The following is a 20,414-nucleotide window of genomic DNA, read 5'->3' as shown; positions in this document are numbered from 1 at the left end:
ATGCCATGTGTGCCCGGTGGCAGTCATGTCCGGATCCCGCCAACTCCCCGACCGTTCCTGACGGTTGAAGATTCACCCACGTCCTGGTGGGGCTACCGGAGCACCCCCGCCTTCGTACCGTCCGTCAGCTTGCCCGCCAGCTCCACCTGCGCGCCCGCCGGTGCCTTCACCGCCAGCCTGTTGCCGTTCCCCGACCCGTTCACCCCGCCGCCCGACACCGACAGTGAGGTGAACTGCGCACTGCCCGCCGCCAGCACGTACCACTGGCCGGCCTTCGACTTCCACAGCACGCCCGCCAGCACCCGCGGCTCCCGCGCCCCGCACGCCGGCGAGCCCTCCGCCTTCGCCGCCTGCGCCGCCAGCGGCGCGCCCGGAGCCAGGAACTGCGCCTGCACCCGGTCCTCCGTACCCGCCCAGGTCTCGGCCCGGGTGCACAGCCAGGTCGCCGTGCCGTCGCCCTCGGGCAGCGGCTGCTTCGCGTACGTCCAGGCGTTGACGCTGCGGACGCCGTGCGAGCGGACCGACGGCAGCAGGCACGCGCTCCGCGACCAGTCGCCGAGCTCCGCCCCCTCCGCCACGTCGCGCTCCGCACCCGGCGCGCCCGAGGTCAGCCGGGCCGGGGTCAGCTCGCCGAGGTCGGTGACCAGCCGGGTGGCGCCGCCGCCGGTCAGGGCCAGGGCGTTCCAGCCGGTGCAGTTGCCCGCCGGGGCCGGGCTGGCCACCGGCGGGGTGATCCCGTCCTGGCCCAGCTTCAGCGCCGCCGGGGCCTCACCGGGCTTGAGCAGGTCCCGCAGCCCCGCGCCGGTGACCCATGGCGCGGTCAGGTAGCGGACGTTGCCGTCGACCCGGCTCAGCACCAGCGCGGTCGCGGACTCCGCCGAGGCGGCGTCGGTCCGGGCGAAGTCGAGGGCGGCGACCGCGGTCCCGGTGCGGGGTTCGGCGTACCGGACCACGCGCAGTCCGTCGTACAGCAGGACCACGACCGCCTGGTCGACGGTGCCCGCGAACAGCAGCTGCGGCGGTCCCATCGGCGGACCGGGCGGGGTGCCGGGGGTGGCCGAGGCGACCACCGTCGAACCGGGCCGGGCCCACACGGCCAGCGCCCGGCGCAGCAGTTCGGAATCGTCGGTGCGGTCGCCGCGGGCGGGCCAGGTGGAGAAGCCCGTACGGGAGGACGTACGCCAGGCGGTGGGCGCGACCCGGACCAGCTTGCCCGGATCCAGGGCCTGCTCCGCCGCCGCGTTGAGGGCGTACGGCGGGGCCGCGGCCCCGTCCGCGCCCCAGCCGCCGCCGGGCAGCGCGAGCAGCGCCCCGCACACGGCGAGGGCGGCCGCGGCGGCCAGCGCGGCCCGCGAGAACCGGCGCCGGCGCAGCAGGTCGGTGGGGCGCGCCTGGAGTACGCACGGATCGAACTCGGGGGACGCGAACAGGGCGTCGTTGGCCGGATCCCCCGATTCCGCGACGGCGGCGGCGGGATTCGCGACCCCGGCCTCGGCGAGCACCCGGAGCACCTCCGGCTCCGGCAGCCGCTCCAGGGCGCGCAGTACGCAGGCCGCCCGGCCGGGCCCGTCGAGCGTGGCCAGCCACTGGTCCAGGGCCAGCTCCTCGGCCCCGCCGGACCGGGGGAACAGCCGCAGCCCCCACACCTGGGGGAGCAGCGGAGGCAGTTGCGCCCGCCGGGGCAGCGCCCGGAAGGTCAGCGGAATCCCGGCCTCCAGGGCGGCGCGCAGCACCCTCAGCCGCACGTACGCGTACCCCGAATCGGCGCCCGGGGTCCCGCGCTGACCCGGGACCCCGCCCTGTACGGCGGCTGCGGCGGCGGCTTGCGCACCGGAGCCGCGCCGCCCGCGCGGGAGTGCCCGCTGGGCCAGCGAATGGGCGGTGAGCACCCGCCGGTTGCGGCCGAGGGCGGGCGGCAGCACCAGATAGGCGAGCCGCACCAGCCGCGGGTAGTGCTCGACGATGGCGGCCTCGGCCAGCTCGACGTCGGGCGGCACGGGAGACGGGGGGCGGGTGGCGGTGTCCGGCGCAGTCACGTTCAGCAGAACGAGCGAATCGTCGGATGGTCACCCGTCCCCAGGTCGCACGTTCGGGTCAGATCCGGGTAGGAGACCCGGGCCGGACCCGGTCGGATCCGGGTAGGAGCGTCACGCCGTGAGGCGGGCGCGGAGCGCCTCGACCGCCTCGTCCGGGACGCCGAGACCCTCGCGCACGTACTTCTCCATCGAGCCGTAGCGCGCGGCGACCTCTTCGAGCGCCGCCTCCAGGTACTCGGGGAACACGCCGATCAGGCCCAGCGCGATGTCCGGATTGCCGCCGGCGACGGTGAAGCCCTCGATCATCGGTGCGAACGCCTGCTTGACCGCCGGATTGACCGAGAGGTACTCGGCCATCAGGGTCTCGTCGTCCGCGCCGAGCAGCGACAGGACGACGGTCGCGCCCCAGCCCGTACGGTCCTTGCCGGCGGTGCAGTGGAACAGCAGCGGGCCGGCCTGCGGGTCCGCGAGCTCGGTGAGCAGGGTCCGGTACGCGGCCTGCGCGGAGGCGGTGGACACGAAGGACCGGTAGGTGTCGGCGAACAGCGCCTGCACCTTGCCGCCGCCCAGGTGCTCCTCCGCCATCGCCGGGTCGGACAGCAGGTCCTTGAGCTGCGTGGCGGCCGGGATCTTCCCGGAGCTCAGCTTGTCGGCGAGGACGTCGCCGACCAGGAGGCGGACGCCCTCCGGTATCCGGTCCGGGTGGGCGGCGCGCTCGGCGTCGGTGCGGAAGTCGATGACCGTACGCAGGCCCAGCGCGGCCACGACCGGGTCGGCGTCCACGTCGAGGCGGTCGAGCTGGCCGGAGCGCAGGACCAGGCCGGGGCGGACGGCTCGGCCGCCGGAGAGGGCGGTGCCGCCGAGGTCGCGGAGGTTGGCGACGGTGGTGGAGGGGGTGGTCGTGGTCATCGTGGCGGCTCCAGCGGTGTGCGTACGGCGTGGGTGGTGCGGGTGGTGCGGGTGGTGCGGGCGGTGCGGGTGGTTCAAGCGGTGCGAGTGGTGTGCATTCACCCGATTTTCGGATGCTTCGTCCCTGATAGGCAATCGAAGGCGAGCGAGAGCCCGACCCCGATCCCCAGCGCCGCCAGATGCCCGGCGTCCGTGAAGGTCCGCTCCCGCCCCAGCACCGGCCGTACGGCGAGCGCCAGCAGCCCCACCCGGGCGGCCGTACGGACCGGGCCGCGCGGCAGTACGGAGGTCAGCGCGCCGAGCACGGCGTTGAAGCCGTAGCTGGTGCCCACGTCCAGGGCCCGCCGGGTCGGTGCGTCGGCCGCCTCGCGCAAGGCGCCGAACACGAGTAGCGTCGCCGTGGCGTGCCCGAAGAGGAACACTCCGGCCGTCCACCAGGCCCCGTACGCGTACTCCGCGTACCCGAGGACCGCGACGAGCAGCAGCGCGTACGGCAGCGGCATGGGCTCCTCGACGACGAAGGCGCTGCTCAGCAGGGTCTCCCAGCGGCCGGCGGCGAGATTGTCGACATTCGTCGAGCAGCCCCGCAGCACGCGCTCCCGCTCCGCCGTCCCCAGTCGTTCCAGGGCGTGCGCGCCGAGCTGGACCCCGCCCGCGTACACCACGCCGAGGGCCGGTGGCGGCCAGAGCAGTGAATTCATCCGATCATGATCGGACACGACCCTCGGGCTGGCGGAACCGGGGCCCGTGCGAGCATGTTTCAGCCATGTCAGGAACTCCCGCGCCGCTGCGCGCCACACGGGCCGCGATGTTCGCGGCGGTGTGCACCGCATTGGGTGCTGTGGGGCATTCGTACATGTCTGGCGTAGATATTCCCCTGATAGGCCTTCTGGGTGCTTTCGGGGTGACGGGCGGGCTCGCATGGCTCGGCGCCGGGCGCCGCCGCGGGCCCGTCGGGATCAGTGCGGCGCTGCTCGCCGTGCAGGGGGTACTGCACCTGGTCTTCTCGGGCAGCCGGACGGGGCACGGCGGCCACGCCGCGAAGAGTGCCCCGCTCGCCACGCCCATGCCCGGGCACCACCACATGGCGGGCACGGCGATGCCGGACGCGACCGGAGCCGCCGGTACGGGCGCCATGGACGGCATGCATGCCATGGACGGCATGGCCGGGATGGCCGACATGCACGGCATGGCCGGCACGGCCGACATGGCCGGGCACGGCGGGCTCGGCATGATCGCCGCGCACGTGCTCGCCGGTCTGTTCTGCGCCGCCTGGCTCGCGTGGGGCGAGGCCGCCGTGTTCCGGCTGGCCCCGGTCCTCGGTGCCGCAGCCCTGCTGGCGGCCCGGCCGCTCGCCCGCGCGTTCGCGCTGCTCCTGGCCCGGGTGGCCCCCGTACCGGCGCCGCCCGCGCCCCGGCCCTCGTACGAACCCCCGCGCGGGCTGCGCGGGGCCGTGCCCGCCCACGCCCTGGTGCGCCGCGGTCCGCCCGGGTGGCGGGACACCCGCGCCACGGCCCCCGGCCGTCCCGCCCGCGCCGCCTGACAGACCGGCGCACCTCCGTATTGGCGAGGGGCGAGACCTGGGGCCCGATCACCCATGTCTTCGCCAACGCACCAATACCTAGGACCCACATGTCCCTTGACGAGGTTCAGGACGTCCGCAGCCCGGACGCCGCCGCAAACACCGCCACACCCGCCATGCCCGAACCCGCCACGTCATCGAAGCCCGGAGCCTGGGCCGCCCTGCGGCCGCTGCTCCTGCGCATGCACTTCTACGCCGGAATCCTGATAGCCCCGCTGCTCTTCCTCGCGGCCGCCACCGGCCTGCTGTACGCGGGCTCCTGGCAGGCCGAGAAGATCATCTACGCCGATGAACTGACCGTCACCAGGGTCGGCGAGAGCACCGTGCCGCTCAGCGCCCAGCTCACCGCCGCCCGGGCCACCGTGCCGGAGGGGAAGGTCGTGGGCGTGTGGCCCGCGCCCGACCGCGAGGCGACCACCCGCGTGATCATGGAGGTTCCCGGGCTGGAGGAGGGCCGGACCCGCACCGTGTTCGTGGATCCGTACACGGCACACGTCAACGGTCAGCTGACCACCGAAGGCGATGCGCTGCCGCTGCGCGCCTGGCTCAGCGAGTTCCACTCCAGCCTCCAGCTGGGCGAGTTCGGCCGGAACTACAGCGAGCTCGCCGCGAGCTGGCTCTGGGTCGTCGCACTCGGCGGACTTGCCCTCTGGATCGGCCGCCGCCGCTCCCGCAAGGCCCTGCTCGTCCTGCCCGACCGCGCCGCCACCGGCCGCCGCAAGACCCTGTCCTGGCACGGGGCGGTCGGCCTCTGGGCCGTCGTCGGACTGGTCGGACTCTCCGCCACCGGCCTGACCTGGTCGAAGTACGCGGGCGAGAACATCGGGCAGCTCCAGGACGGGCTCGGCGGCGCCACCCCCTCGGTGTCCGCGGCACTCGCCCCCGGTGCGGGCACCGGCTCCGACGCGCACGCCGGCCACACCGGGCACGCCATGCCCGACGGAATGGAGATGCCCGCGACGCCGCCCACCGCGGACATCGGCATCGACAAGGCCGTGGCCGCCGCCCGCGCCGCCGGGGTCACCCACGAGCTGCGCGTCACCCTGCCCGCCAAGGGCAAGGGCTACGTGATCAAGGAGCAGGACAAGCAGTTGCCGGTCCACCTCGACTCGGTCGCCGTCGACCCCGCCGACGGCCGGATCATGGACGAACTGCGCTTCGCCGACTACCCCGTCCTCGCGCAGCTCACGCGCTTCGGCATCGACCTGCACATGGGGAAGACCTTCGGCCTCGCCAACCAGATCGCGCTCGGCGCGCTCGCGGTCGCGGTGATGTTCCTGGTCTTCTGGGGCTACCGGATGTGGTGGCTGCGCCGTCCCACCAAGGACCGCGCCCTGTCGGCCGGCCGCGCCCAGCCGCGCGGTGCCTGGCGCAGGGTGCCGCTGACGATGCTGCTCCCGCTCGCCGCCGTGACCGCCGTGGTCGGCTGGTTCGTACCGCTGCTCGGCATCAGCCTGGTCGCGTTCCTGGCGATCGACGTGCTGCTGGGGGCGGTTGCGGCGCGCCGCGCGGCCTAGTCAGGAGGGTGGTGTGGTGGGCCCGTACTCCGTGCGGGAGTACGGGCCCACCGTCCGTACCGGCCGTCTGCTCAGGGCGCGTACTTGTAGCCCACGCGGCGCACGGTCTGGATCGCGCCGCGGTGCGCCGCTCCCAGCTTGCGGCGCAGGCGGGCGACGTGGACGTCCACGGTCCGGCCGTCGCCGATGTGGCCGTAGCCCCAGACCGTGGTCACCAGCTGGTCCCGGCTGTGCACCCGGTGCGGGTGCGCCACCAGGTGGGCCAGCAGCTCGAACTCCAGGTACGTGAGGTCGAGTACCCGGCCGTCGACCTCGGCGGTGCGCTGGGCGGCGTCGATACGGACCAGCCCGTCCCCGGCGGAGGTCGCGGGGGCGGGGGTGGGGGCCGTGGGCCGGGGAACGGACTGCGGGGCGAAGGCGATCGGCGGCTGCAGATCGTCCGACCCGGCCGGCACGAGGACCAGGTATCCGACCATCGGCGGCTGGCCCGGCAGCGTCGGCACGGCGTGCTGCGGCGCGGGCAGCCAGGTGGCGCCGGGCGGCAGGAGGTCGACCACGCGGGCGACCTCGCTCCGGTCCACGGCGCGCAGCCGGTGGCGGGGACTGGGCGGATAGGCGAGGGGCACGGTCGCAGCGGTCGCGGCGGAGGCGGCAGAGGTCAGGGAACGGGTGTGAGACATGAGTGGTCAGCTCTTTCACGCGAAGTGGCCGGCAGGAGACGTACGTACGTCATCGCGTACCGCGCAGACCGAAGGCCTCGGGGGAGCTCTCTTGGCGGATCCCGAAAGGCTTTAGAGGGCCGGCGCGTTCTCCGTGCGGCAACACACCCGGTCGAAATCGTGATCCTGACGGGAGGGCCAGAACGGCTCGAGGTCGCTGCGACCGTTCGAGGTGTGTGAGTGGCTGGCCATGAGCGTCATTGAAGCAGATGTGGGGGGCCCAGGGCAGATCCCGTCTCACTTGGTGGAGCGGAATCTCAAATTCCGCGATGAGCTCTCCAGCGGACCTCCGGTAACCGGACCGTGGGCGCTCAACGCACGACGCCCGCCGGGCCGCAGGGGCTCGACGGGCGTCGGGTCGCAGGAGCGCTGCGGGCCGGTCCTCAGACCAGCCCCTCCTTCTTCAGGCTCGTGCAGCAGGTGTCCACGATGAGGCGGGTCACCACGTACGGGTCCACGTTCGCGTTCGGGCGGCGGTCCTCGATGTAGCCCTTGCCGTCCTTCTCCACCTGCCACGGGATGCGGACCGAGGCGCCGCGGTCGGAGACGCCGTAGCTGAACTCGTTCCACGGGGCGGTCTCGTGCAGGCCCGTCAGGCGCTCGTCGATGCCGGCGCCGTAGTGCTTGACGTGGTCCAGCGGCTTCGAGCCCTCGCCCAGCGCCTCGCACGCGGTGATGATGGCGCGGTAGTCCTCGCGCATCGCCTTCGTGGAGAAGTTGGTGTGCGCGCCCGCGCCGTTCCAGTCGCCCTTCACCGGCTTCGGGTTCAGCGTCGCCGAGACGTTGAAGTCCTCGGCGGTGCGGTACAGCAGCCAGCGCGCGATCCACAGCTGGTCCGAGACCTCCAGCGGGCCGACCGGGCCCACCTGGAACTCCCACTGGCCGGGCATGACCTCGGCGTTGATGCCGGAGATGCTCAGGCCCGCCGCGAGGCAGTGGTCCAGGTGCTTCTCGACGATCTCGCGGCCGAAGATCTCGTCCGAGCCGACACCGCAGTAGTAGCCGCCCTGCGCGGCCGGGAAGCCGCCCACCGGGAAGCCGAGCGGCCGGATGCCGTCGAAGAAGGTGTACTCCTGCTCGATGCCGAAGATCGGCTCCTGGTCGCCGAACTGCTCGGCGACCGGACGCAGCAGCGCGCGGGTGTTCGACTCGTGCGGGGTCATGTCGATGTTCATGACCTCGCACAGCACGAGGAGGTTGTCGCCGCCGCGGATCGGGTCCGGGCAGGAGAACACCGGCTGGAGCACGCGGTCGGAGGCGTGGCCCTCGGCCTGGTTGGTGCTCGATCCGTCGAAGCCCCAGATCGACAGCGCCTCGCCGTCGGCCAGGATCTTCGTCTTGGAGCGCAGCTTCGCCGTCGGCTCGGTGCCGTCGATCCAGATGTACTCAGCCTTGTAGCTCACGGGCCCCATCCTTCGGTGCGTCGCTCCGGCGCAGACTCTGCGGGTGCTGCGGTGGTCGTGCGGTGTTCGGTGTGCTGTGTTCGTGCTGCTGTGTTTGTCGTACTGCGGTGCATTGCGGTGTTGACCGCAGCGTGCACGCTCGCGATTTCTCTTCCGTTGCCCGTGTGTGAACCCCGTGTTACCGGGGTTTACGCCGCAGGTCGGGTGGGTTGTGCGGGTTGGTGGCAGCACACCCGTCCGAGTGGGGCAGACTGAGCGGGTGAGCATTTCGTACGATTTGACCTCGGCCGATGATCCCACCGACTCCCCCCGCCCGCCGGCCCGCCCCCGGGTCGGCCTGCTGGGCACCGGCCCCTGGGCCCACCGCACCCATGCCCCCGCCCTCGCCGCGCACGCCGGCTCCGAGTTCGTCGGAGTGTGGGGCCGGCGCCCCGAAGCCGCCGCCGAGCTGGCCGACGAGTACGGCGTGAAGGTGTACGAAGACCCCGACGCGCTGTTCGCCGACTGTGACGTCGTGGCCTTCGCCCTGCCGCCGGACGTACAGGCCCCTCTGGCGGTGCGCGCCGCCGCCGCGGGCTGCCAGCTGCTGCTGGACAAGCCCGTCGCCACGACGGTCGAGGACGCCCGCGCCGTGGCCGACGCCGTCGCCCGGCACGGCGTCGCCTCCGTCGTCTTCCTCACCCTCCGCTTCGCCGAGCCGGCCGCCGGCTGGGTCGCCGAGCAGGCCGCCCGCTCGGGGTGGTTCACGGCGAGCGCCCACTGGCTCGGCGCCGTGTTCCCGCCCGACGGCACCCCCAGCGCGTACGCCGCCTCGCCCTGGCGCAAGGCCAAGGGCGGACTGTGGGACGTGGGCCCGCACGCCCTGTCCGTCCTGATCCCGGTCCTCGGCGACGTCACGTCCGTCTCCGCCACCCGCGGGCCCTCCGACGTGGTCCAGCTCGCCCTGCGGCACGCCTCGGGCGCCGCGAGTACGGCCGTGCTCAGCCTGGGCGCGCCGACGGCGGCGGCCGGGGTGGGGCTGGAGCTGCGCGGAGCCGAGGGCGTCTTCTCGCTGCCCAACTGGACCGACGTACCGGGCGCGTACGGCCGCGCCCTGGACGCGCTGCTCACCGCCGCCCGCACCGGTGTGCCGGACCCCCGCGACGCACGGTTCGCGGCCCGACTGACGGAGATCCTGTCGGAGGCGGAGTCCCAACTGCCGGACTGAGCGGGTCGGGCCGCTACGTGTCCGGCCGCTACTTGATGAGGGCGTTGGCCACGATGATGACCAGGCCGATGGTGGCGTCCGCCATGCCGATGAGCAGGGCCGAGCCGAGCCGGTAGCCGACGCGCAGAGCAACGAAGGAGCCCCACGCGAACAGCAGCGCGGTGTTCAGGCCGAGTCCGACGGCGGTCACCGTGTGGGAGTCCACGTGGGTGACCCCGGCGATGACCAGGAGCAGGAAGGTGGGCAGAGTGGCCACGATCATCGGCCACTCGTTCCACAGCGCCCGCGACAGCACCCGCCACCGGTGGGCGGCGGAGCCGGCCTGATGGCTGGTCATGTGGTGCGAGTAGCCGTGCGCGAGCGCGGCCGCGCCGGCGGTGACCAGTACCCAGCTGGCGTCGTAGAACGGGGTGTCCTCGGCGCCCGCCTGATCGAGCGCGGCCAGCAGGCCGGACGCGAGCACGGTCCCGTAGACCCCGCCGAACATCCAGTCGGCGCCCCGGCGCGGCGGGGGCAGGTAGGGCCGGGGGAGTTGCTGCGGTTGCCGTGCCGCCTGTTGGTCGGGCTGGTCGGGCTGGTCGGGCTGGTCGGGCTGGTCCGGCCGGTCCGGCCAGGTCTGCTCGTCGGTCATCGCTGTCCTTCGGCGTGGTCCTTTGCTGAGGTGCATCCCCTTTGCTTGGTTTCACACCTTATGGGGTGAGGGGGTGAGGCCGAGATGAGGAACGGGCGCCGCTCAGGGGCGGCGGGACAGGGCCTCGCGGACCGCTTCCTCCGAGCGGGCGACCACCGCCGTGCCGTCGTCCGCCGTGATGATCGGGCGCTGGATGAGCTTCGGGTGCGCCGCCAGGTGGGCGATCCAGCGCCCCCGGGCCGCGTCCGTCTCCTCGCGCGGCAGCTCCCGTACGCCGGTCTCCTTCGCGAGCGGGTCCGAGGTGCGCGTGATGTCCCACGGCTCCAGACCGAGCCGGCCCAGGACCTCCCGGATCTCGGCCTCGGACGGCACGTCCTCCAGGTAGCGGCGCACCGTGTACTCGGCCCCCTCCGCATCCAGCAGGGTCAGCGCGCCACGGCACTTCGAACAGGCGGGATTGATCCAGATCTCCATGGCCCCAGCCTAGCCACGGCCTGTCTGGCCAGGGGCTTTTGTCAGTGGTCCCCGGTAAAATCGAGGGAGAACGACAGGAAGCCAACTACCGTTTGGGAGGCTGTAGATGGCCACTGCCACGACCATTGAGCCCGTCAAGAAGAAGCCGCTGCCGGCGGGCCTGCCCCGCGAGTGGTACGAGAGCCACAACCGCCGTCTGAAGGCGATGCGGCTGGCGATATCCCTGCTCGATTCGGGGACGTACGACGCCCGCCGCGCCACCAACCGGAAGATCCGCACGATGGCGGTCCGCACGGGCATCCACCGCCCGTCGAACGTGACGTGCAAGCTGGTCCGCGCCTTCATCGTCAGCAACGGAGCCTGAGCCCCGCCCCCGCCCCCGACCGGTGTCCGGCCGGACACCGGTCGGGGGTACGCCCCCGCGCCCGCGGATCGGGCCGATCAGGCCGATCAGACCGATCAGGCCTCCGGAAGGGACAGCACCAGGAGGGCCACGTCGTCGCGGGGGCCGCCGGCGGTGAACTCCACCAGGTCCTGCCACACCGCCTCGACCAGCCCCGCCGGGTCCCGCTCCAGAGCCGGGACCCGGGCCGCCAGAGGGTAGAACTCGCCCGCCGCGTCCCGGGCCTCCGTCACCCCGTCCGTATGCGCCAGCAGCCGGTCTCCCGGCAGCAGCGGAACGTCGGCCACCACCGCCAGGTCCGGGCCGGCGAGCCCGAGCCCCAGCGGAGGGCCCGGTTCCACCGCCACCTCCGACACCGTGGAAGCCCGCAGCAGCAGCGCCGGCGGATGCCCGCACGAGAGGATCCGTACGAGGTCCAGCCCGGGCGGGAACTCCAGCAGCAGCGCCGTCGCGAACAACTCCGGATGCTCCCCGGACCCGTCCGCCGAGCCGGCCGGGGGCGCCGGGCCCGTCGTGTCCGCGAGCAGCCTGCGGTCCAGCCGGGCCGCCACCCCCGCGAGCTCCCGATCGTCCAGCACCCCCTCGCGGAAGGCGCCGAGCAGCGCGGCCACCGTGCCGACCGCCGCCAGGCCGTGCCCCTGCACGTCCCCGACCAGCGCCCGCACCCCGTACGGCCCGACCCGTACGTCGTACAGGTCGCCGCCGACCAGAGTGCCGCGCTGGGCCGCCCGGTACAGCCCGGCGCAGCGCACCGGACCGACCCGGTCCGGTACCGGCGGCAACACCGCCAGCTGGGCCGCCTCCGCGACGGTCCGTACGCTGACCAGCTGTGCGTCGCGGCGCCGCCGGACCCAGGCGATGACCACGCTCAGCAGCGCGACCACGGCCACCGTGGCCAGGTCGGCGCCCTGGGCGTGCCCGACCCCGAGGGAGGACACGCCGAGCAGCAGCAGCACGATCCCGGCGAAGACGGCGGTGCCGGCCGCCCCGTACGCGAAAGCCGCGACCGGGGGCAGGCCGGCCAGGAAGTAGCCCAGCTCGATGTCGCCCGGGGTGGCGGCCTGCGCGAACACCAGCCCCACCAGGGCCACGGGGGGCGCGAGCCGCGCCCAGCGCGGTGGCGGCTTCCCGTGCAGCCAGCCAGGCTCCTCCCGTCGGCGTCTCACCCCTCCACCCTGGTACGCGGGCGGGGGGCGCGCACGCCGGACCGGCCCGCCGGGTGGCCGTACGGGGTCCGGACGCCGACAGTGGTCCCGTGACGGATGCGGATGCGGGCGGTGCGGGAGTGGGCGGTGCGGGAGCGGGCGGCGCGGAGCAGAGCGCGCAGATCGGCTCGCGGCTGAACTGGCTGCGGGCGGGGGTGCTCGGCGCGAACGACGGGATCATCTCCACCGCGGGCCTGGTGGTGGGCGTGGCCGGGGCCACCACCTCGCGTGCGTCGATCCTGGCGGCGGGGGTGGCCGGACTGCTGGCGGGGGCGCTGTCGATGGCGGCGGGGGAATACGTCTCGGTGAGCTCCCAGCGGGATTCGGAACGGGCCGCGCTGGAGACGGAGCGGCGGGAGCTGGCGGAGGAGCCGGAGGAAGAGCTGGCGGAACTGACCGGGCTGCTGGAGGCCAGGGGGCTGGGCCACGACCTCGCGCGGGAGGCGGCGGTACAGCTGACGGAGCGGGACGCGCTGAAGGCGCACGCGCGGGTGGAGCTCGGGATCAACCCCGACGAGCTGGTGAACCCCTGGCACGCGGCGTTCGCGAGCCTGGTCGCGTTCACGGTGGGGGCGCTGCTGCCGCTGCTGGCGATCACGCTGCCGGGGCCGTCGGAGCGGGTGCCGGTGACGGTGGGGGCGGTGCTGGCGGCGCTGACGCTGTGCGGGGTGATCAGCGCCCGCCTGGGCGGAGCCCCGGCCGCCCGGGCGATCCTGCGCAACGTCACCGGCGGCGCCCTGGCGATGGCCGTCACCTACGCGGCCGGCACCTGGCTGGGCACGTCCTGACCGGCATCATGGGGTCATGCGCATCGGCATCAGTGGTTCCAGCGGGCTCATCGGTCAGGCCCTCGTAAGGTCCCTGCGGGCGGACGGGCACGAGGTCGTGCGGTTCGTACGGCGTACGCCCTCCGCGCCCGACGAGGCCGAGTGGGATCCGCGGCGCGGATACGTCGACCCCGCCGGGCTCGCCGGCTGCGGGGCCGTCGTCCACCTCGCCGGGGCCGGGGTCGGAGAACAGCGGTGGACCGCCGCGTACAAGAAGGAGATCCGGGACAGCCGGGTCGCGGGGACCGCGGCCATGGCCCGTGCGATCGCCTCGCTCGACGTGCCGCCCGCCGTCTTCGTCTGCGGCACCGCCGTCGGCTACTACGGCGACACCGGCGACCGCGCCGTCGACGAGCACGCCCCCGCCGGACAGGGCTTCCTGCCCGAGGTCTGCATCGAGTGGGAGGCGGCCGCCGCCCCCGCACAGCTGGCCGGCGTACGGACGGTCTTCGCCCGGACCGGACTGGTCGTCGCCGCCGAGGGCGGGGCCTGGGGCAAGCTGTTCCCGCTCTTCAAGGCGGGGCTCGGCGGCCGGCTCGGCAACGGCCGCCAGTACTGGTCGTTCATCTCCCTGCACGACGAGATCGCCGCGCTGCGGCACGCCATCGACACCCCCGGGCTGTCCGGCCCCCTGAACCTGACCGCCCCCGAGCCGCTGACCAACCGCGAGGTCACCGCCGCGATGGGCCGCGTACTGCACCGGCCGACGCTGTTCGCCGTACCGGCCCCCGCCCTGCGCGTCGTACTCGGCGAGTTCGCCGGGGACGTGCTCGGCAGCCAGCGGGTGCGCCCCACCCGGCTGTTGGAGTCAGGCTTCACCTTCCGCCACCCGGGGATCGACGATTCGATCCGGGCCGCGCTCGCCCGCTAGCCCGGACACCCCGGGCCCGCGCTCGCCCGGACCGCCCCACGGCACGCCCCCGCCCCCGTGCGACCGTTTGTGACCCGGGTGCGACCGGTGTGCGACCGGAGTTGGCCGTAATACCCCACCGAACTCGGGTTCCCCTGGAGCCCGTTGGGGGAAGGAGGATTCCCACACAGCCGCGCCGACCTCGGGGAGGGGCACGTGCTCACCAACTCGCACCGCACCGCACAGCACGCGGACGTCGTCATCGTAGGAGCCGGAGTCTCAGGACTCGCGGCGGCGCACCACCTGATCGCCGCAGGGGTCACGGTCACCGTCCTGGAGGCCGCGGGCGATCCCGGCGGCCGGATGGCCACCGAGCACGTCGACGGATTCCGGCTGGACCGGATCGGACAGTTGCTCAACACCTCGTACACGGAGCTCGACCGGACCCCCGGCCTGGCCGACCTGGTCCTGCGCCCCTTCGCGCCAGGGGTGCTCGTCCACACCGACGGCCGGCAGTCCCGGGCCGGGGCGCTGACCCCGGCCCGCGCGCTGGCCAGCGGATCCTTCGACCAGGCCCGGCTCAGCGCGTACCTCGGCCGGCTCGCGGCCCTGCCGGTGGAACGCGTACTGGCCCGCCCCGAGCGCACCGCGCTCGCCGCGCTGCGCTCCCGGGCCCTCGGGGCGACCCTGCGCCCCCTGCTCACCGCGCTGCTCCGCGATCCGGAGCTCACCACCTCCAGCCGGGTCGCCGACCTGGCCCTGCGCACCTTCGCCCGCGGCCGGCTCGCCGTGCCCGAGGGCGGGGCCGCGGCCCTGCCCGAACTCCTCGCCGCAACCCTGCCGCCCGGCACGGTGCGCACCGGGGTCCGGGTCCGGTCGGTGGCGACCAAACTGGTCACCACCGAGGAGCACGGCGACTTCAGCTGCCGCTCCGCCGTCCTGGCCACCGGCGCGCGGGCCGCCGCCGAACTGCTGCCGGGGCTGCGGGTGCCGGCGTTCCACGAGGTCACGGTCATCCACCACGCCACCGCGGCCCCGCTCCCGTGGGACGGCTCGCTCCTGCTCGACGGCGATCCCAGGTGGCCCGTCGCCCACACCGCCGTGATGAGCGCGGTCGACCCGACGCGGGCCCCGGCCGGCCGGAGCCTGGTCACCACCACCGTGCTCGGCCCGCCGCCGCCCGCCCGTACGGTCGCCTCGCGCCTGGCCCGGCTGTACGAGACCGGCACCCGGGACTGGGAGCTGCTGGCCGTCCACCACGCCCCGGAGGCCGTCCCCGCGATGCCGCCGCCGTACGACCTGCGCAGGCCGGTCCGGGTCCTGGCCGGGCTGTACGTGTGCGGCGACCACCGCGACTCCAACACCGTCCAGGGGGCGCTGCACTCGGCCCGCCGCGCCGCCACCGCCGTCCTGCGCGACTTCGGCATCCGGCTCCCGGCGAGCGCGGAGCCCGCCGTCGCGGCGGTGGCCTGAGCACCACCACAGGCAACCGGCAGGCGTGACCACCACGGGTCCAGGGCCCGGTTCCCCCGCGGAACCGGGCCCTGGACCCCCGGAACCTCTGGGCGGCTCAGGACAGCGCCGCCACCCGGTCCCGGTACGTCCGCACCGCCGAGGCGTCCCGGTACGGCTCCAGCCGGCGCTCGAAGTCCCGTACGTACTCCACCGCGCGCACCGACCGCATCTCCATCGCCTGCTGCGCCGCCTCCGCGCCCAGCGCGCACGCCTGGTCCAGCTCGCCCAGCCCCAGCCGCGCCGTCGCCAGCACCACCCGGCAGAACAGCCGCGAGCGCGCGAACCCGGGCGCCCTCAGCTGCAGCGACCGCTCCGCGTGCTGCGCCGAGGCCCGGTACTGCTGGAGGTCCCGGTGGCAGTGCCCGAACTCGTCCGCCAGCTGCCCCTCGTCGAACAGCCGGGCCCAGTGCGGTACGTCGTCCCCCGGCCGGGCCGCGCCCAGCGCCCGCTCGGCCCGCACCAGCGAGGCCGTCGCGGCCCGGACCTCGCCCAGCACCGCGTGCCCCCGCGCCTCCGCCGAGTGCAGCAGCGCCTGCACCACCGGCGGCGGCCCCGAGCCGACGCCCTGCTGCGCGACGCGGGCCAGCTGCACGGCCTCCCGGCCGTGGCCGAGGTAGACCGCCTGCCGGCTCATGGTCACCAGTACGTACGAGCCGTACGGCCGGTCCCCGGCGGCCTGAGCCAGCCGCAGGGCCTGCACGAAGTAGCGCTGGGCGAGCCCGTGCGCGGCGATGTCGTACGAGGTCCAGCCCGCGAGCCGGGTCAGGTCGGCCGCGGCCGCGAAGAGCCGCCGCCCGGTGGTCTCCCCGTACGTGCCGCGCAGCATCGGCTCGGCCTCGTGCTCCAGGTAGCGCACCAGGGCCTGCCGGGCGTGCCCGCCGCCGTACGTGTGGTCCAGGGTCCGGAACAGCTCGCTGACCGAGCGCAGCGCCGCGATGTCCCCACTGGTCACCCGCTGGCCGGGCCCCCGGTCGATCTGCCGCTGCCGGGGCACCGAGCCGCGCCCCTGGACCGGGACGCGGGTGGCGGCGGCCGCGGCGGCCGCCGCCGGATCCGCGCCGCGGCCCACGCGCTCGTCGGCGCGCCCGATGAGCCAGTCCCGGCTGGGGACGACGAGCCCGGCCGGGGTGAACGCGATCTTCCGCAGCTCGGCGTGGGAGCCGGAGTCCTTGCGCCACAGCCCGCTGGCGATGTCGACGGCCTCCTCCGGGGTGGCCGCGAACTCCAGACCCGCGTAGACGGGCGCGCAGGCGTCCAGCCCCAGGTCCTGTGCGGAGAGCCGCCGGCCCAGGCGCCGGGTGAACACCTCGGCGATCAGCGCAGGGGTGGTCCCGCGCGGCTGCTGCCCGCGCAGCCACCGGGTCACGGAGGTCTTGTCGTACCGCAGATCGAGACCGTGCTCCAGGCCGAGCTGGTCGACGCGGCGGGCCAGACCGGCGTTGGAGAACCCGGCTTCCGCGATCAGCGCCGCGAGCTGCCGGTTGGGGACGCGCTGGGCAGGTCGTTCCGTCATCGGCTCCACGGTTTCCTGACGTGACGGACCGGAGTCCCGGCCCTGTGAACGGCGTGAATGTAGCGGCGAACTCCGCTCATGCCGCCCCCTCTGTCCCACATTCATCCGATCGTGTGCAGAACAGAGCCCGGGGTGGACAGCCGCCCGTGGCCAGGAAGGACCGTTGGCTGATAACTGGCACATCTGGACAAGTCAATGCTGGATAGGCGTAGCGGTGCTGGCACCGTGCTGGAATCCAGCGCACGCAGACCCCCGGCCCTTGGCCGCCGGGGGTCTCTTTATGCGAAGACGTGCATAGTCGCGTTCGCGCATAGACGGCCTCGCCCGTCGCTCCGTACGGTCATGGTCATCAGGCCCAGCGGGGGCCTGGCACCGAGGGGGCTTCACATGGCACGTGAGGAACTGACCCGGCTCACAGGCAACGGAAACGGCGAGTGCGGGCAGGGCGACTGCCCGAACGTCTACCGGACCAAGTCCGGCTCGTTCATCGTCCAGGGCGATGCATCCGACGCCTTCACCCCGCCGACCGGTGAGGGACTCGTAGAGATCCCCGAGGCAGTGCTCAGGGAGGCGTTCCGTGCTCTTGGATGGTGAGGACTGGGCGTCGAAGTTCAAGACTTTCCAGACGGAAGCCTGGCGGCTTGAGACGTTGCCGCAGTACCTCGTACCGCAGGAAGCGGAAGAGTTCGCAGCCTTCAAGGCAGGGACCCGTTTCCCCGGCCCGTACGAGGACTCGTGGACTGAGATGGTGCGCACCCGGAACGTCGGACGCGTGCACGTCCTGACTCAGCCGCTGAGCGACTACCTGCGGTTCGAGTTCGAGCGGTACTACCAGCACCAGGCCCCGGCCGGAGAGGACATCCGCATCCTCGACGTGACCGATCGGGCGAACCCGTTGCCTGAGGTCGAAGACTTCTGGATGTTCGACCGCTCCGCTGTGGTGCTCATGCACTACGAAGCGGACGGCAAGCAGATCAGCCGCGAACTGTACGAGGGTGACCCTGCCCCGTTCATCGAGTACCAGCGCATGGCCGTAGAGGCCTCTGTGCCGTTCCTGGAGTACATCCGTACGTGAGTGTCGAACCAGAGGAGCTTGGCCAGTCGGGCGAGGAACTGGCGGCCCTGCTGAAAGCGGTACGCAAGCGGTCCGGGCTCTCAGGGGCTCGGGCCGCCGCCCGCTGCAACATGTCCCAGTCGAAGGTCAGCCGGATCGAGAACGGCAAGGTACGCCCGTCCCTCGTGGACGTGGAGCAACTCCTCAGGGCCTGCGATGCCGCCCCCGCTCTGGTCACACAGGTCATGACCCTGGCCCGCCTGGCCAACACGGAGTGGCAGGGCGCCCGAGGCATGCGGCGCAAGGGCCTGGACAAGAAGCAGCTTGAGCTGGCCGGCCTCGAAGCATCGTCAGCCGAGTTCCGGTTCTTCCTGCTCTCGATGATCACGGGCCTGCTTTCGACCCCTGAGTACATCCGGGCGAGCCTCGCCCACATCCCTGGCGATCACTCGAAGACCATTGCCAGGAAGCTGGAACGGCAACAGGTTCTCTACGACCGCTCGAAGCGGTTCACGTTCATACTCACCGAGCAGGCCGTTCGCTGGCCCCTCGTCGGCCCGGACGCGTTGGCTGTCCAGATTGACCACCTGGCCTCGCTCACGCACCTCCCGAACGTGCGGCTCGGAGTGATCCCGCTGACCGTGCCGACCGGCCCGGCGCCGCTGAACACGTTCACGGTCTACGACGACCGGATTGCCACGGTCGAGCTGTCCACAGGGGTCGTGGTCTTCCGAGACCCCAGGGACGTTGCGAGCCACATTGAGGAGTTCTCCCACCTTGAGGATCGGGCCCTGTTCGCGGACGACGCGCGGGCCTTCCTCGGGGTGTGCGCAGCCGCCCTCAGATGATCTTTAGTCCATGACGTGCATGATCGCGCTGAGCCGCCGCTGAGCGGTGAAGGATTGCCCCGCAGCGAAGGCGACCGCGAGGGGTGCGACATGGCAAGGGCGAAAAAGGCAGAGGCCCCGACGCTTGACCGGGACGAGTGGGAGTACCTGACCTACGCACCCGGCCACAAGTGCTCGGCCTGCTCCCGTACGGTCAAGCCGCTCGAACCTGTCCGCCGGGGAGTCGTTGACCGCACGTCGGGTGCGCCCGCCGTCGTCTACCGGCACAACGAGTGCCCGACGACGCAGACCGTGGCCGCCTGATGGAGATGCAGGTATGGCGGGACGGCCGTACGCGTGCCACGGACGCAGCCGAATCCTTCCGGGCAGCCTTGGCGGCGCTCGGCATCTCTGAGGCCGCGTGGAGCGGCATACGGCCCACGGTCACCTTCAACGGCCTTCCGTACGTCCACCTGGGGATGCATCCGGCTGACGTGGTGGAGCAGATGGCCGAGGCCATGAGGGACACCGAGGCTTCCGCCCACTGAGGGCGGGGGACGGCCTCATGGGCCGTCAAGTAGATCAGGGGGTGAGCGCATGACCGACCCCGGAGACAAGTCCGGAGGTTCCGGCGGGGACCAGTTCCCGCCCCCGCCCGTCAGCTGATCCGAGAGGAACACCATCAATGACGACGATGCTCGAAAGCCCCGTTGCCTTACGGTACGGGCGGGACCTCGTCAGTCCCGAGCTGTTCGAGAGGGTCTCTGAGTTCTGCGCGGAGGAGTACGGACACGAGCTGTCCACCGCCCGCAGGATCGTGGACCAGGCCCTTGCCTTCCTCAAGGTCATGGGCGACACCCGCGCGTTCGACATGACCCCATCGGACGCGGTTGACCCCGGGTGGCACTCGTTCGTCCTCCACACCCAGGCATACGCCACGTGATGTGACGAACAGTTCGGGTTCTTCCTCGGGCACGAGCCCAAGGCCACTGTCCGCACCCGCCCGCTGATCGGCTCTGTCGTGGACCGCGTCAGGGCCGCCGGGTTCCACGTGGACGACCGGCTGTGGGGTGCTGCAAAGGAGTGCAACCCGCCCGCGTGCTGCGGTGACGGCGACGGCTGCTGATCCACCTGAGAGATGAGCCCCGGGTGCGGTCGATGCACCCGGGGCTCACCCGTGAACAGAGGTTAACGGCATGGCAGTTGATGAGACTGTTTCGGGGCAGAACAGAGTCACCGTGTTCCGGATGTTCGGCACAGTCTTCGGCTACTCCACACACTCCCTTGACGACCGGAACCTAGGGGAAGTGGCCGTGATCGGGCCCCTCACTCCTGGTGTCGAGTGGGGGCGGCTGTGGCAGATGGCCCGGACGATGTGCCGCCCCAATGAGGGCGACAACGAACACGCCCGCTGGATCATGGCGCAGGCGAACCGCTCGTTCACCTGCGGCAGCGATGTGGTGGTGAAGTTCCCCCAGGGCACGTGGAAGCTCGCGCCCGGGAAGCGGGCCGACCTCGACGGCTACTGCCACCGCGACCACCTGTGGACCGGAGCCATGGCAGTGGAGGAAGCTACCCCGGAGCAGGTGGCTGCCTACACGCCGATCTACACGGCACAGCTGTGGCGAGTTGAGAACGCCCCGCCCGAAACGTCGCAGGTCCCTCCGCTTCGCAGAGCCCTGGGGAGGCCCGGACACCTGGGCTGAGTCGCCGCCGTGACCGGCCCGGACAAAGATCGTTGG

Annotated in this window: 23 protein-coding genes; 14 read left to right on the top strand and 9 right to left on the bottom strand. The window is 72.9% G+C overall.

Features of this window, described 5'->3' with window-relative positions:
* Positions 1 to 92 precede the first annotated feature (92 nt).
* From OG509_RS12065 to OG509_RS12055, 3 genes are all read right to left on the bottom strand, one after another.
* Positions 93 to 2,036, bottom strand: coding sequence for a hypothetical protein (locus OG509_RS12065; protein WP_406182370.1), 1,944 nt, complete (start codon positions 2,034 to 2,036; stop codon positions 93 to 95).
* Positions 2,037 to 2,147: 111 nt separating this feature from the next.
* On the bottom strand, positions 2,148 to 2,945 hold the full coding sequence (locus tag OG509_RS12060; RefSeq protein WP_406182369.1) for a tyrosine-protein phosphatase: 798 nt from the start codon (positions 2,943 to 2,945) through the stop codon (positions 2,148 to 2,150).
* Positions 2,946 to 3,043: 98 nt separating this feature from the next.
* Complete coding sequence (locus OG509_RS12055; protein WP_406182367.1) at positions 3,044 to 3,646, bottom strand: rhomboid-like protein; 603 nt, start codon at positions 3,644 to 3,646, stop codon at positions 3,044 to 3,046.
* Between the two features lie 65 nt (positions 3,647 to 3,711).
* Between OG509_RS12055 and OG509_RS12050 the strand changes: the two genes are divergently transcribed.
* Both OG509_RS12050 and OG509_RS12045 read left to right on the top strand, forming a co-directional pair.
* Complete coding sequence (locus OG509_RS12050; protein WP_406182365.1) at positions 3,712 to 4,488, top strand: hypothetical protein; 777 nt, start codon at positions 3,712 to 3,714, stop codon at positions 4,486 to 4,488.
* A gap of 89 nt (positions 4,489 to 4,577) precedes the next feature.
* Entirely contained in the window at positions 4,578 to 6,044 is a 1,467-nt protein-coding gene (locus OG509_RS12045) for a PepSY-associated TM helix domain-containing protein (RefSeq protein ID WP_406182364.1), read from the top strand.
* 71 nt (positions 6,045 to 6,115) lie between these two features.
* Here OG509_RS12045 and OG509_RS12040 read toward each other — a convergent pair whose 3' ends face one another.
* On the bottom strand, positions 6,116 to 6,724 hold the full coding sequence (locus tag OG509_RS12040) for a winged helix-turn-helix domain-containing protein (RefSeq protein WP_406182362.1): 609 nt from the start codon (positions 6,722 to 6,724) through the stop codon (positions 6,116 to 6,118).
* Positions 6,725 to 7,146: 422 nt separating this feature from the next.
* The gene (gene glnII / locus OG509_RS12035) at positions 7,147 to 8,166 is read right to left on the bottom strand and encodes a glutamine synthetase (RefSeq protein WP_406182360.1); all 1,020 of its coding nucleotides are present in this window, start codon (positions 8,164 to 8,166) and stop codon (positions 7,147 to 7,149) included.
* A gap of 265 nt (positions 8,167 to 8,431) precedes the next feature.
* On the opposite strand from glnII, the gene OG509_RS12030 reads away from it, so the two are divergent.
* The gene (locus OG509_RS12030) at positions 8,432 to 9,373 is read left to right on the top strand and encodes a Gfo/Idh/MocA family protein (protein WP_406187547.1); all 942 of its coding nucleotides are present in this window, start codon (positions 8,432 to 8,434) and stop codon (positions 9,371 to 9,373) included.
* A 28-nt stretch (positions 9,374 to 9,401) separates the two neighbouring features.
* Here the strand turns inward: OG509_RS12030 and OG509_RS12025 are convergent, their stop codons facing one another.
* Together OG509_RS12025 and OG509_RS12020 are read right to left on the bottom strand one after the other, a co-directional pair.
* A complete protein-coding gene (locus OG509_RS12025) occupies positions 9,402 to 10,004 on the bottom strand; it encodes a hypothetical protein (protein WP_406182358.1) in 603 nt (200 codons plus the stop codon).
* Between the two features lie 102 nt (positions 10,005 to 10,106).
* The gene (locus tag OG509_RS12020; protein ID WP_385576724.1) at positions 10,107 to 10,478 is read right to left on the bottom strand and encodes an ArsC/Spx/MgsR family protein; all 372 of its coding nucleotides are present in this window, start codon (positions 10,476 to 10,478) and stop codon (positions 10,107 to 10,109) included.
* 106 nt (positions 10,479 to 10,584) lie between these two features.
* On the opposite strand from OG509_RS12020, the gene OG509_RS12015 reads away from it, so the two are divergent.
* Complete coding sequence (locus OG509_RS12015; RefSeq protein WP_030156195.1) at positions 10,585 to 10,842, top strand: hypothetical protein; 258 nt, start codon at positions 10,585 to 10,587, stop codon at positions 10,840 to 10,842.
* A gap of 95 nt (positions 10,843 to 10,937) precedes the next feature.
* Here OG509_RS12015 and OG509_RS12010 read toward each other — a convergent pair whose 3' ends face one another.
* Entirely contained in the window at positions 10,938 to 12,047 is a 1,110-nt protein-coding gene (locus OG509_RS12010; RefSeq protein ID WP_406182355.1) for a PP2C family protein-serine/threonine phosphatase, read from the bottom strand.
* 119 nt (positions 12,048 to 12,166) lie between these two features.
* On the opposite strand from OG509_RS12010, the gene OG509_RS12005 reads away from it, so the two are divergent.
* The 3 genes from OG509_RS12005 to OG509_RS11995 all read left to right on the top strand — a co-directional run bounded on the left by OG509_RS12005 (position 12,167) and on the right by OG509_RS11995 (position 15,236).
* Complete coding sequence (locus OG509_RS12005; RefSeq protein ID WP_406187546.1) at positions 12,167 to 12,874, top strand: VIT family protein; 708 nt, start codon at positions 12,167 to 12,169, stop codon at positions 12,872 to 12,874.
* A gap of 16 nt (positions 12,875 to 12,890) precedes the next feature.
* On the top strand, positions 12,891 to 13,784 hold the full coding sequence (locus tag OG509_RS12000; RefSeq protein WP_406182353.1) for a TIGR01777 family oxidoreductase: 894 nt from the start codon (positions 12,891 to 12,893) through the stop codon (positions 13,782 to 13,784).
* A 195-nt stretch (positions 13,785 to 13,979) separates the two neighbouring features.
* The gene (locus OG509_RS11995) at positions 13,980 to 15,236 is read left to right on the top strand and encodes an FAD-dependent oxidoreductase (protein ID WP_406182351.1); all 1,257 of its coding nucleotides are present in this window, start codon (positions 13,980 to 13,982) and stop codon (positions 15,234 to 15,236) included.
* A gap of 97 nt (positions 15,237 to 15,333) precedes the next feature.
* Here OG509_RS11995 and OG509_RS11990 read toward each other — a convergent pair whose 3' ends face one another.
* Positions 15,334 to 16,791 carry a regulator gene (locus tag OG509_RS11990; RefSeq protein WP_406182349.1) on the bottom strand — a complete coding sequence of 486 codons (1,458 nt, stop codon included), beginning with the start codon at positions 16,789 to 16,791 and terminating at the stop codon, positions 15,334 to 15,336.
* 387 nt (positions 16,792 to 17,178) lie between these two features.
* Here OG509_RS11990 and OG509_RS11985 point away from each other — a divergent pair, with 387 nt between their 5' ends.
* The 7 genes from OG509_RS11985 (at position 17,179) to OG509_RS11955 (ending at position 20,378) form a co-directional block, all read left to right on the top strand.
* The gene (locus tag OG509_RS11985) at positions 17,179 to 17,385 is read left to right on the top strand and encodes a hypothetical protein (protein ID WP_266667665.1); all 207 of its coding nucleotides are present in this window, start codon (positions 17,179 to 17,181) and stop codon (positions 17,383 to 17,385) included.
* The gene (locus OG509_RS11980; protein ID WP_406182347.1) at positions 17,369 to 17,866 is read left to right on the top strand and encodes a DUF6879 family protein; all 498 of its coding nucleotides are present in this window, start codon (positions 17,369 to 17,371) and stop codon (positions 17,864 to 17,866) included. The genes OG509_RS11985 and OG509_RS11980 overlap by 17 nt, the downstream gene beginning before the upstream one ends.
* Positions 17,863 to 18,693 (top strand): helix-turn-helix domain-containing protein, encoded by an 831-nt coding sequence (locus OG509_RS11975; protein ID WP_406182345.1) that lies wholly within the window; start codon positions 17,863 to 17,865, stop codon positions 18,691 to 18,693. Before OG509_RS11980 ends, OG509_RS11975 begins: the two co-directional genes overlap by 4 nt.
* Positions 18,694 to 18,783: 90 nt before the next feature.
* On the top strand, positions 18,784 to 18,996 hold the full coding sequence (locus tag OG509_RS11970; RefSeq protein WP_406182344.1) for a hypothetical protein: 213 nt from the start codon (positions 18,784 to 18,786) through the stop codon (positions 18,994 to 18,996).
* Complete coding sequence (locus OG509_RS11965; protein ID WP_406182342.1) at positions 18,996 to 19,220, top strand: hypothetical protein; 225 nt, start codon at positions 18,996 to 18,998, stop codon at positions 19,218 to 19,220. The genes OG509_RS11970 and OG509_RS11965 overlap by 1 nt, the downstream gene beginning before the upstream one ends.
* A 137-nt stretch (positions 19,221 to 19,357) precedes the next feature.
* Positions 19,358 to 19,615 (top strand): hypothetical protein, encoded by a 258-nt coding sequence (locus tag OG509_RS11960; protein WP_406182340.1) that lies wholly within the window; start codon positions 19,358 to 19,360, stop codon positions 19,613 to 19,615.
* Positions 19,616 to 19,868: 253 nt separating this feature from the next.
* Positions 19,869 to 20,378, top strand: a complete 510-nt coding sequence (locus tag OG509_RS11955; protein ID WP_406182338.1) for a hypothetical protein — start codon at positions 19,869 to 19,871, stop codon at positions 20,376 to 20,378.
* Positions 20,379 to 20,414 lie beyond the last annotated feature (36 nt).

Origin of the sequence: Streptomyces sp. NBC_01006, assembly GCF_045162725.1 — a bacterium.
Classification (GTDB): domain Bacteria; phylum Actinomycetota; class Actinomycetes; order Streptomycetales; family Streptomycetaceae; genus Streptomyces.
The sequence above is the reverse complement of the archived record's forward strand: the minus strand, read 5'-3'. Positions and strand labels throughout refer to the sequence as shown.